General features: G+C 39.2%; 8 protein-coding genes. All 8 read right to left on the bottom strand.

Going from position 1 to position 13,350, the window contains the following annotated elements:
* Positions 1-83 precede the first annotated feature (83 nt).
* The gene (locus tag NFS18_RS17845) at positions 84-2,030 is read right to left on the bottom strand and encodes an oxidoreductase (RefSeq protein WP_251392695.1); all 1,947 of its coding nucleotides are present in this window, start codon (positions 2,028-2,030) and stop codon (positions 84-86) included.
* 26 nt (positions 2,031-2,056) lie between these two features.
* Positions 2,057-3,457: a glycoside hydrolase family 1 protein gene (locus NFS18_RS17840; RefSeq protein WP_251392693.1), complete on the bottom strand. Its 1,401-nt coding sequence runs from the start codon at positions 3,455-3,457 to the stop codon at positions 2,057-2,059.
* A gap of 10 nt (positions 3,458-3,467) precedes the next feature.
* Positions 3,468-4,451 (bottom strand): ROK family protein, encoded by a 984-nt coding sequence (locus NFS18_RS17835; RefSeq protein WP_251392691.1) that lies wholly within the window; start codon positions 4,449-4,451, stop codon positions 3,468-3,470.
* Positions 4,452-4,483: 32 nt separating this feature from the next.
* Positions 4,484-5,314 (bottom strand): MBL fold metallo-hydrolase, encoded by an 831-nt coding sequence (locus tag NFS18_RS17830; RefSeq protein ID WP_251392689.1) that lies wholly within the window; start codon positions 5,312-5,314, stop codon positions 4,484-4,486.
* 20 nt (positions 5,315-5,334) lie between these two features.
* Positions 5,335-8,064: a hypothetical protein gene (locus NFS18_RS17825; protein ID WP_251392688.1), complete on the bottom strand. Its 2,730-nt coding sequence runs from the start codon at positions 8,062-8,064 to the stop codon at positions 5,335-5,337.
* A 138-nt stretch (positions 8,065-8,202) separates the two neighbouring features.
* Positions 8,203-9,624, bottom strand: coding sequence for an MFS transporter (locus tag NFS18_RS17820; RefSeq protein WP_251392685.1), 1,422 nt, complete (start codon positions 9,622-9,624; stop codon positions 8,203-8,205).
* A gap of 115 nt (positions 9,625-9,739) precedes the next feature.
* On the bottom strand, positions 9,740-10,927 hold the full coding sequence (locus NFS18_RS17815) for a helix-turn-helix domain-containing protein (protein ID WP_251392684.1): 1,188 nt from the start codon (positions 10,925-10,927) through the stop codon (positions 9,740-9,742).
* A gap of 455 nt (positions 10,928-11,382) precedes the next feature.
* Positions 11,383-12,837 carry an IMP dehydrogenase gene (guaB, locus tag NFS18_RS17810; RefSeq protein WP_251392682.1) on the bottom strand — a complete coding sequence of 485 codons (1,455 nt, stop codon included), beginning with the start codon at positions 12,835-12,837 and terminating at the stop codon, positions 11,383-11,385.
* Positions 12,838-13,350: the final 513 nt, after the last annotated feature.

The following is a 13,350-nucleotide window of genomic DNA, read 5'->3' as shown; positions in this document are numbered from 1 at the left end:
TATTGAATACTTCTAAAAACAGGGGATTACGACCCCTTATTTAAGTGCGTCCCAAATTTACTCTATTTTTCACTCTTTCCTCCTTAAATATCTAATGCTGCATGATATCCCCAGTACACGGCATTGGTGATTGTTGATACTTTTGCCGCATCTCCGATCACGGATACTATTGGCGCAGTATCGCGCAGTTCTTCTACTACATCAAATCTGGATTGCTGGCCAAGTGCACAAATGATTGTATCCCCTTCAATCATTACATCGTTATTTTCTTTGTCCTTACAAAGGATTCCCTCACCAGATACTTTGACTCCACGAAGTCCTGTATGTACATTCACATATTTATCAATTTCTGCCAGTAGAAGGGGTCTGTGTCGTACATTTGCATCCGGAGCAAGCTCATCACGCATTTCTATAAGTTCTACCTGTTTTCCTTCCATTCCCAGATGAATTGCACATTCACATCCCGCAAGCCCGCCGCCAAATACAATGACTTTTCCCTTGCATTTTTCTGATTCTTTATAGTAGTTATTTACGATAATTACATTTTCACCGTTCAGTCCCGGAATTGGCGGTACAAGCGGTTTCGATCCAACTGCAATGATTACCGCATCTGGATTTTCCTTTTCTGCATACTCTTTTGTCACTTCTGTATTCAGACGAATCTCAGCTCCGGCATCTCTTGCCATCTTCTCATATGTTTCTGTCAGCTGGTACATCTCATATTTAAATGGAAGTGCCTGCTCACTCTTTAAAATCCCACCAAGCTCATCCTCTTTTTCACAAAGAATCACTTCATGTCCACGTTTAGCTGCTGTATATGCTGCATATAGTCCTCCCGGTCCGCCTCCTGCAACTAATACTTTTTTCTTTATTGGTGCCGGTAGAATTTCTTCCCCCTCTATTTCACGACCAATCATTGGATTTACTGTACATCTTCTTGTCGAGGTTGCCGCACGTTCAGCCATACATGTAAAACACCGAAGGCATCTTACAATCTCTTCCCCTCTGTTTTGCATTACCTTTGACGGCAAATAAGGATCTGCAAGAAGCGCTCTTGCCATCTCCACTACATCCGCTTTTCCTGATGCAATGATTTCTTCCATTTGTGCCGGATCATTTAATCCACCAATCGTTGCCACCGGCACAGATACATGCTTTTTAATCTCGGCAGCCAGATATACATTACATCCATGTTCTTTAAACATCGATGGATGTGTCGTTCCAAACCCTTTCTGATAAGTCCCCGCTGATACATGCAGTAAATCTATCTTCAACTCCAGCTGCCGTGCAATCCGCACACCTTCTTCTAAATCATATCCACCTTCAAATAGCTCTGAACCCGAAAAACGAAATTCAATAGGGAAGAATGAGCCGACCGCTTCCCTTACTGCATCTAACACTTCTGCTGCAAAACGACATCTGTTCTCTGTGTTTCCACCATATTTATCTGTACGTTTATTAAAATATGGTGAAAGGAACTGATTAATCAACCATCCATGTCCGCCATGAATCATTACCATCTCAAACCCGGCACGTTTTGCCATTGCTGCTGCTTCACCATAAGCTTTCACAATATCATCAATGACTTCCTGTGTAAGTTCATGAACTTCCACACCATCTTCTCTTATACATGCGGATGGTCCCCATTGAACCATCTCCTTCTGTTTTACCTTATCTGTCATATATGTACCGGCGTACATTCCAGAATGTGATAATTCTATTGATGGAATACATCCGTGGCGTCTGATTGCATCCGCTGTATAGGCTGCGCATGCAAGCGAATTCAGGATCGTCGGATCTAAATGGTATGCATGAGATGCATCTGTCTGTGGATGCACCATACATTCCGATACAGTTACGGCTCCCGCTCCCCCTTTTGCGCGAAGTTCGTAAAATGCAGTAGATTTCGGTCCGATACAGCCATCATTTGTGATATCTGTTCCTCCCATTGGTGCTGAAAACATACGATTTCTAAATGTCACCCTGCCTAACGTAATTGGTTTACATAAATTTGGATATTGCCTGATCATTACTTTTTCCTTCCTTCATGTTATGTTCAAAGATTCTCACCATTACTTGAAATCACTTCTTTATACCACTCAAAACTCTTCTTCTTGTATCTATTTAATGTACCGCTTCCATCATCGTTTCGATCCACATAAATAAAGCCATAACGTTTTGCTAACTCTGCTGTTGATGCACTTACCAGATCAATACACCCCCAACTGGTATACCCCATTACATTCACACCATCTTCAATGGCTTCCCGAACCTGGATGAGGTGATCGCGCATATATTCAATCCGATACTCATCATTAACTGTTTTACCACCTTTTCCATCATCAATTAACTGATCTCTTGCCCCAAGGCCATTTTCTACAATGAATAACGGTTTTCGATATTTATCCCAAAATGTATTCAGGATATAACGCAGCCCCCGTGGATCAATCTGCCATCCCCATTCACTGGCTTTCAACGTTGGGTTTGGCACTCCCCCAAGCAAATTGCCTTCCCCTCGGACATTCTTTTTTTCATCGGCCGTTGCACATACACTCACGTAATAGCTAAAAGAGATGAAATCGACCGTATTTTTTAAAATTTCCTCATCACCTGACGCAAACTTCACTTCAATGTTGTGTTCTCTCATATACCGCTTCATATACCCTGAGTATTCTCCGTGTACATGAATTTCTGTAAACATATCATGCAAATGTGATTCTTCCATTGCTTTGATTACATCAGCCGGATCTGGAGATAAGGGATAAACCGGCATACTTAAAATCATACATCCAATCTGAAATTCCGGATTAATTTTATGTCCAATTTGAACTGCAGAAGCACTTGCCACCATTTCGTGATGTATCGCTTGATACAACTGAGATTCTGTTAATTCTTCTTTTGGAGTTGCAATTCCACCACTCATGAAAGGGGAATTTAAAATCGAGTTGATTTCATTAAATGTCAACCAATATTTAACTTTATCTTTGTATCTTTTAAAAACAGTCATTACATATCTCTTATAAAATTCAATCATCTTTGGATTGACCCAACCATCATACTGTTCAGCCAAATGCAAAGGCGTCTCATAATGTGATAATGTTACAAGTGGTTCAATCCCATACTTATGACATTCGTCAAACAAGTTATCATAAAATACAAGTCCCTGTTCGTTTGGTTCTGTTTCATCTCCCAATGGATAAATTCTACTCCATGCAATAGACGTACGAAATACTTTAAATCCCATTTCTGCAAATAGTTTGATGTCCTCTTTGTATCTATGATAGAAATCAATCCCCACCAGCTTCATGTTCTCTTCAGTCGGGCCGGGAGTTCTTTTCCCTTTTATTCCGTGCGGCAACACATCCTGAATCGATAACCCTTTTCCATCTTCATTATACGCACCTTCACACTGATTGGCGGCAACTGCTCCGCCCCACAAAAAATTCTCTGGAAACATATTTTACCTCCTATCGTCCTAATAACTCCATCAGATATTTCTCCTCTCTTCGATCCTTTACCATATCTAACAATTCATTTATCTTCTCTATGTCGATTTTACGTTCTTTTGATTTAATATGCACATAGACTGCGCCAATCAGATTTGCATCATTAAAAAACTTACAAACTTCTACATCTGCAATTGGAAGTTCCCACGGATAGACCTCATTAATTTTTCTTAACTCCTCTTTTATCATCTGCAAAAAAAGAGGCTGGACACTAATTCCTCCACCAATCGCAATCTTTTCCGGATCAAAGGAAAACTGATAATTATTAATCTGTATTGCAAGATGTTTTACATACTCTCTAATTCCGGCAATAGCATTTTCATCTCCACAATTCGCCAATGAAAATGCTTTCTCCCCATCTAACTCTTCCACTGGAATTCCGGTTCGGTCCGCTACAAATTTTAACATGCAATTTACACCGGTATTTCCAGCCAACGAATTGTTCAAATTATATTTCGGCAGTGCATCCGTCATGATATAACTAAATTCACCAGCCATATTATGAACGCCGCGAAGAATCTCGCGATCATGAATGATCGCCCCTCCTACCCCGGTTCCACATACTATGACAATTGCGTCTTTACAATCCTTTAATACGCCTTTCCACACTTCTGCAAGCGCCGCGCATTTTGCATCATTTTCAACCGTAACCGGAACGTTACATCGATTTTCAAGAATCTCAACAATGTTCAGATTCTTAATACAGGTCAGATTTCCTCCCGTATACATAAATCCGGTTTCACTATCAATGATCCCCGGCATACTAAGTGCAATTCCGTCTATACACTGCTTATATTTTTGAAAGATATCTACCAATGAAGAAATAAAGCCTTCTAACGGTTCCCTGATTGTTGTTCTCTTCCCTTTCTCCAATATCCGGCATTCATCTGTAATAATTGCGTATTTTGTAAATGTGCCGCCCACATCAATAGCTAAATAATTCATTTATATTTCCCTTCCAGTTCTTCCACAAAATATTATTTGAATAATTTATTTTTGTTGTATATTAAATTTGCAAATTTTCCATCTTCACGCTCAAATCTTTCATTACATTTCTTTGCAATAAATGCTTTCATTCCCATAAATTCAAATGGTAAATCGTCTGCCTCACCCGCTAATATTTCATCGCAAACCTCAATCATCTGATCCATAACCTCAACATCTGCTTCCATCACATGGTGCGAAATAAATACTCTGTCATATTTACCTGATAACTGCCCACGTATTATCAGCAACGCTTTTTTATACTCAGCCAGCGGAGAACACATTTCATCAAACATAAATGTTGCATTATTACATGCATCCCCTAAAATCAAAATTTTCATTTCCGGAATTAAAAATATCATACTTCCCGGTGTGTGTCCCGGAAACTCATATGCTTCCAGATGAAATGGAGCAAAATCAAATATCATTCCATGTTCCAGATCATGAAAATTTTTTTCCGGCTCTGCAGGCGTATAATCTTCAACTTTCAATTTGTCAGCTTCCGCCCCAAGTCCGGCATGCGCATAACTAATTCTTTCTTCCACTGCGCACTGTCTCTGATAAATTGGAATATCCTTCTTATTTAAGTAAACGTTCTCAAATTCTGGTGCTGCCATGGCATGATCAATATGACCATGTGTTAGAAATACAGTAACCGGTTTATCTGTCAAAGTTTTGATATACTCACCCAAACAACAAACACCATAACCACAATCGACCAGCGCACACTTTGTTTCCCCTTCCAGAAGATACAGTAATTCGCCAGATTTCAGACGGATACTTGTCAAATTTTTATTTATTCTTTCTGATGTATATAATTCCATTGTTTCCATCCCCCTTTTCTCTACACGGCTTTATAAATTGTTACATTACCCACCAATCCTGTCGCAGAAAGTGGACGCTCCACAGACATACAGGAGATATCTGCACCTAAGGAATGCACCTTTCGTTCATTTAATGTCGCCACTTCAATACGAAGTTCATTCTCGGTTCTTACCATATCTTTCGGAAGTATAAACGCAAACGGATTCTGAAGTTTCATTCCAAGGCTGCTGCCATTTAAAAACACTTCCACACTTTCGTTTACTTCATCCATAACGAGTTTGTATGTGTTTCCTTCTTCTAATATAAGGTCTGTCTCATAAATATAGTAGCCAGAAAATTCCGGGTGTACCTTTTGCATCCCGACAAAAGGCGCTGTTACCCTTTCGGTCTTGGTCACATCCGTTTTTACGAAGCTTGTCATTTCATAGATTCCTTTTCCTGCTGCTTCTAACTGATTCAAGTAATCTTTTGAATCTACTGCTGTTACATCAAATGCAGAAATCAGTATTCCTTCTTTTTCAAAATTAACAGCTTCGCATACTTCCTGCATCTCATCTGCAAAACATAGGATACAAAGTTCTAAAGGCTGGATCTCAACAAATACTTTGATTGTATTTTCGCTGATTTTGGTATACTCAACAGCTTCTATCTTGTTTTCCCATGGATAATAACGAACTGGAATACCTGTTGCTTTTACAGTTACACTCCCGCCAAATACTTTTTGAGACCTTTCATTTAATATAAGAAATGTATCTGCATCTGTACGATAATGGTATGTAGTAATTCTGTCATTTGCCGGTTCTACAACTGTTTGAGTTTCGATTCCCATTCGTAAATAACTTCCAATTTCCTGTGTTGGAACAATCTTACAATTTTGAATTACATCTATCATTTTCTGGGTTTCTTCTGTATCCTTACTAATGATTCTCCGAGGAATACAATCCGTGAAAATAACCGGAAAATCCTTGCTTACTGCTTCTACTACAAATACTGCCACATGCTCTTCTAAAAATTGACATTCTGAAATTACAAGTGCATGATATTCCACTTCGTTGATTTTCAACGTCTTTCCATCAAAACTCATTGGATATTCATCTGTATCGGCAAACACATCGGCCGGAATAATATGAAAATCCACTTGCGACTGTGATAAGTATCTTGCTGCAGGGATATTGCTGGCCTGATCTCCTGCCCAAATGCTTTCCGCACTATATAAAAGCGCAACATCAGGAACAGCCTTCCCTCCATCAATCAAATGACAAACACGGTTATTATAAGCCATCAGTTCTCCAAATGCACGATACTGTGGATTTTCTCCATGTGCATAGAAATGCGGCGGACAATCTGGATCCGGAAATGCTTTTGGCGAGAATGCGTGTGGAACAAATCTGTTTACACCTCTTACCATAAAATGATCCATCATGAATTTCTGTTCTTTTGTTCCCGACTGCCATCCATATGCACCAAAGTTCTCACACATACAGATTCCCCGTTTCTTTGGATCAATTGCTGCGTGTGAAGCCCCCAGCTTTCCATCTACATACTGGTAAAAACCGGCTTCATCCCTGCATACCGGCTGATCATGCCTTGTTACATTCTGTCCATTGATTGTAACCTGTCCGCCGATATTATCAACGCCCGCCCAATGCTGCCCTGATAATCCACGGAAGAAATGCCCCATACTTCCGCCAAGATTCATATTCAAGTCACAGTCCTCGAGCATATGTCCGATATATTCTACACCGTGCTCCTCACACCATTTTCCATTCTGTTGTGAAAAATTCTCAGCTGCAAGAAATGTAACTGTATCCATATAAGCATTGCGAATTCTTGCCTGTTCATCCTTATCTTCAGCCTCTGCCCAGAGATAAGGAATGAAGTTTTTCCACTCTGCTGATCCATAGACTTCGTTCATCTTTTCTTCCGCACTTCTGGACCATGCAAGGTTCTGTCCCGCTGTTCCTATTGGTCCAATCGGCATATAACCTTCCACATTTCCAATTGGCGGTTCATCACTAAAGAAGCCTGCAATGACGTTTCCAAAATACTTCTTATAATGCGCAAAATGCGGCTCATATACAGCATCAATCAGTAATCTGCACGATTCTTTATCCATGAAGTTGATATAATCATTTCTTCCCTTTGCATTTCTTGTAATATATGTCACATAAATTCTGAAATACCCCTCGCCAAGATCAAAACAAATCTCATCGCCTTCTATTTTATCTGTCAGATCAATTGGAGTTCCGAGTACTTCTCCTTCCAATATTTCACAAGCATAAATCTTTATGAGCTGATCATCGTCAAATGGATCATCTGACTTTGGGGGCACCGGAATCCATGGTGGAAGCGGCGCTGGCTGCATATATTCTTTTATAGAAAACGATGCTGCTTTTACCGGTCCCGCCATCTCAAGCATGCGATAAACCAAGTACTGATGGTGTAATTCCCCAGGCGCTTTTTTAACCGCGCCATTTGCAAATCCAGTCGGGAAATGTGAATCATCTAATATCCACACTTTCATGCCAAGTTTTTCAGCTTCCTCTAAAATGATATCCATATCTGTCCACCATTTCTCCCCGCAGAAATCAGGATGAGGACGAGACTCGATACAGACTGCCCCGATATTTGCATCGTGAATCACATGCATATATTTTCGGAGTGTTGCTTCATCCTCTCCATGCTGCCAGAAAAAAGGGAGCATATAATTTTCTTCTTTGCCCTGTATAACTTCATTCAATCGTTTCATAAGATGCTTCACCTTTCATTTCATTTGTATTTAACCGCTACATTAGGTTTAAAAAAGCGATGGATGTAACGTTCATTCGCTGTGCTCCACCGCTTTCTGCAAAACCTATTTTATTTTTATATGTATCAAGGATTTCATCTAATCTTCAATTCCTTTTTCTGCTTTCAGTTTCTTTAAGTCTCTATCGAGATGGAAGAATACTGCCATCATAATGAATACTAGTGCACACATAATTGTTGGAATATAGTTATACATAAATTTGATTGCTGTAACAACCGTCTCCGGCTGGGCAATTCCCTGCGCATCTAATGCCGGATTAAATCCCGCTCCTGAAAGTACCCATCCAAAGATTGCCTGTCCGAGTCCAAGTCCAAGTTTCTGAGCTGCTGATGTACCGGCATTTCCCATACCAACTGCATTGATACCGGTTTTCAACTGTCCATACAGAATTGCATCTGCTACAATCCCCATAGCCATACCACCCGCTAAACCGAGGCCAAGTCCCTTTAACACATTGCACACAATCATAAGCGGAACAATTGAATCCACAAATCCAAATCCCAAGAATCCAATTGTCATGCAGAGAAAACCTGCTGCATAAATAACTCTCTTATCAAACTTCTTCATAAAGAATGGTATCACAAACATAATTGCAAACTGTGCAATTGAGATTGCATTGTTCATCCAACTGATCTGTCCCATATCACCGAAGATGTAAATCGCATAGTAAACACCTCCAATAGAATAGAAAATGATCACAAAGAAAATCATTAGCATGGCAAAGAACATCATAACCCAATATTTATTTGTAAGTAATGATTTTACAACTTCCATTGTGCTTACTTTTTCTTCTTTGCCTTCAACCGCTTTCTCTTCTTCTGTTACCACGCCAACACGTTCTTTTGTACAAAATACAGAAATCAGAACAGCAGCTACCATAAGCAGGCAAAGCACTGTAATTGTAAGCGTAAACGCCTTCTGCGTCATATAATTCTCTGCACTGCCTGCAAATTTTGCAAGTAAAATTGTAAATACTGAGTTGATAAATACATTTCCCAGTGTTTGGAAAATCTGCTGAAGATTTCCAAGGAAACCTCTTTCATATGTATTTCTTGTCAATAAAGAAATCATAGAAAAATATGGTACCTGAATTGCTGTTAAACAAACTGTGTTAACCAAGTTGTACATTATAAATACATATACATATTTTGCCGCTGTCGGAAAACTAGATGGCACAGAGAATAGTAATATTACTGAAATCGCAAATGGAATACACATACGGAGCAGCCATGGTCTTGCCTTTCCCATTTTTGATTTTGTATTGTCAACCATACGCCCTACAATTAAATCTGAAACACCATCGAACACTTTTGATACTGCAATCAAAGTTGAGATAATTGCTGCATCTAACAATGCAACATTTGTAAAATAGACGGTAAGGAATGTTCCAATGATACCATTAATCATATTCCATCCGAATGCTGCTGATCCATAACCAACTCTCTCGCCCCAGCCAAGAGCCTTATCTGGATCGTTGTGCTTTGTAGCAAAGTTTAACATTTTTTTCTCCTCCTTTAAGTTTGCTTTTTACTAACTTATGGGTGTATTTTACAGAATAAAACGTTAAAATTATATTCTTTTTTTGCTTTTTTTATCCTTTTATTAACCATTTCATTTATTTCTCAAAAAATTCTGATGGCCGGTTTTTCTCTCGATACTGCTTCGGTGTCATCCCGTATTTTGCCTTGAAAATCTTTCCCATATAACTTTGGGATGGAAAATTTACATATTCTGCTATATTTGAAATATTCTCATCCGAATATTTAAGCAGGTTCATTGCATGTTCCAATCTTACATCTACAATAAAATCCTGCATTCGAATCCCGGTTTCTTTTTTAAACAGCCTAGATAAGTGTGTTTCACTAATTCCTAAACACTCAGCAATATCCGACAGATATATTTTCTTTTTATAATGCTTATTTATATAATCCTTACACCGTTCTACATAACTCGAAGACCTCCTGACCAATCTTTTTTTCACCTGATTCGATAACTTTTCCACTGCATGGTCGCGAAATTTGATTACTTGTGCAATATCATTACACCCATCACACTTTTGTATGTAAAAATCGCTAAGACGATATGCAATTGATGGTGACATGCCCCCATCAATTGCAGCTCTTGTACATAAAGCTATTGCAACAATTGCAAGATTTTTCCAATGATTCAATTCCTTTCCTGACAATTTTCCAATCTCTGAATCCATATTTCTAGAATAATGAAGTGCCTCTTCTGTCATCCCCTCACGAATGCAATCCAGTATTTTACGTTCTTCTTGATACGTATGATGGTAGAAATCGTCATCACCTTCTTTTAAGTCATATAAAACTTTTTCCTCTTCTTCCTGCTTCTTCGTTTCAATTATTAGTTTATTCACATAAATCAGTTCATCATCCGTATATTCTTTTTCCAAGATAATTTTGGCAAGCATTTCTACAATGTCCAATATTTCAGCAAATGTAAAATGCACTAATTTTTTCTCAATATCTGTTCGCATTTCATAAAAGCGATAATATTGATGTGTATCCACATAATCGAGCTGTTTAATACTCATAGGGCCAGCTATATAAACAATTGTCCCCTTCCTTATACCCGAATAATAAACACCAAATTCATCTTTATAAATATACGGTTGCTCCTGTTGAAGACTCCCCCTTACCAATTTCTTTTTTAAGACCTCGCTATGTGTTATAGGATTAAATTCTATATGTTCTTCATAATGTATTTGCGTTTGCTTTAAACTATCATATTGAATAATTCCTACATGATTTAGATTTGATATTCTTTTTAACAAGTATTCCATTCTCTTTGCTCCATTTTCTTTTTATTTTTGCTCCATTTTACAGATTGATAAATAAACCAGCTCTATGTTTGTTTAGTCACTTTCATTATACAGCAAATCGTGATATGATGTCTTTTTTTATACAAAATTACAAACCTGTTCATTCATACTAAAAAACGTCCACCGGACGTTTTTATCACACATTTTTACGAAGTTTGCAGCCAGTGCAAACTCCTATGCTGAACTGTAACGTTTTATCGCATTCTTCGCAACAAAAAAGAACTGAGGAAATTTAAGTTCCCCAGTCCCTAACATATCATATAAATAATTCTGTAACAGTTCAGCCCAGGACTTTGCACTGGCTGCAAAGTCCGCGAAATAACGTATAGGTAGAGATGCATCAAGCCACCACGAAGTGGTTTTGCATGGCTTGATGCCTGTAACAGGAAGCCGAAGGCTGAACTGTTACATAATTCTTACTCATCCACGCTGTAGTTCGGAGCTTCCTTCGTAATGTGAATGTCATGCGGATGACTCTCTTTCAGAGATGCAGCAGAAATCTTCACAAATTGTCCATTCTTTTTCAGTTCTTCGATGTTGTGTGTTCCGCAATATCCCATACCTGAACGAAGTCCGCCCATCAGCTGGAATACAGTGTCTTCTACTGTTCCCTTGTACGCCACACGGCCTTCTACACCTTCTGGTACGAGTTTCTTTGCATTCTCCTGGAAATAACGGTCTTTACTTCCGTTCTCCATTGCTGAAATAGAGCCCATACCACGGTAAACCTTATACTTTCTTCCCTGATACAGTTCAAATGTTCCCGGACTTTCATCACAGCCTGCAAAGATACTTCCCATCATACATACGTTTGCTCCTGCTGCAATTGCCTTTGTCATATCTCCTGAATACTTAATACCGCCGTCTGCAATAATCGGAATACCGTATTCTTTTGCCACACTGTAACAATCCATAACTGCGGATATCTGAGGTACGCCAATACCAGCAACAATACGGGTTGTACAGATAGATCCTGGTCCGATACCGACCTTAACTGCATCTACACCTGCCTCGATCAAAGCTCTTGCTGCATCTCCTGTTGCAACATTTCCTGCGATTACCTGCAGTTCCGGATATTTCTCCTTCACCATGCGGACGGTACGCAATACATTTGCAGAATGACCATGGGCAGAATCCATAACGATTACGTCTACATGCGCTTTCATAAGCTCTGCTACACGGTCCAGGCAATTGGCTGTGATTCCAATTGCCGCACCACAGAGCAGCCGTCCCTGCCCATCCTTTGCAGACAACGGATACTTAATTTGTTTCTCAATATCCTTAATGGTAATCAGACCCTTTAGGCAGCCTTCTTCATCAATAATCGGAAGTTTTTCTTTTCTTGCTTTTGCAAGAATCTTTTTCGCCTCGTCCAGCGTGATTCCCTCTTTCGCTGTAATCAGTCCTTCTGAAGTCATAGATTCTTTTATTTTCTTTGTAAAATCCACCTCAAATTTTAAATCACGGTTAGTAATAATACCTACTAACTTCCCGCCTTCTGTAATCGGAACACCAGAGATACGGTATTTTGCCATGAGATTGTTGGCATCCTCAAGTGTATGCTCTGGAGAAAGGAAAAACGGATCTGTAATGACTCCATTCTCTGAACGTTTTACCTTGTCAACTTCTTCTGCCTGCTCTTCAATTGACATGTTTTTGTGGATAATTCCAATTCCCCCCTGGCGTGCCATCGCAATCGCCATACGATGCTCTGTAACAGTATCCATTCCTGCACTCATCATCGGAATGTTTAATCGAATCTTCTTTGTCAGATAAGTAGACAGATCCACTTCGTTCGGAATCACTTCTGAATACGCCGGAACCAACAGCACATCATCAAATGTAATGCCTTCTCCTATAATCTTACCCATTATCTTCTTCCTCTCTTTCTATATTTGTAACCGACTACAACGTTAGTTTATCCGTAATCATACATAAATAAAATAGGGTTGTCAATAGTAAAATTGCATTATTTTCAGTACTATGTAACAGTTCAGCCTTTCGGCTGCACTGTTACTGAATCCACCCTATTTTAAATTCACCTGCGGTGAAAGGGCGGATTCTATTCTCCATCACGCATTCTTACAGACTTTGCAGCAATTGCAAAACCCTGTACTGCACTGTTACATACTATCCCCCTTTTTCGCCTCATTATATTTGCTAATAGTTACTTATTTCTTTCTGTAATAATTCCCCAAATTTTTCAATCATAATACTGTAGAACAACAAAGGCTGTACTTTTCGTACAGCCTCCAGACTGTAGACAAAGTCCCGGCAAATGCCGGGCTTTTCTATACTTCGAGCCGATTCTTTGGTATAATAAAAATATCAGGGAGGCGGTGTTTTTATGATGACAAAAAATGCAGATAAGAAAAGAGAACAAA

This window comes from Mediterraneibacter agrestimuris (genome assembly GCF_943193195.1).
In the GTDB taxonomy this organism is placed as follows: Bacteria; Bacillota; Clostridia; order Lachnospirales; family Lachnospiraceae; genus Schaedlerella; species Schaedlerella agrestimuris.
This window is presented reverse-complemented; position numbering and strand designations above follow the sequence as displayed.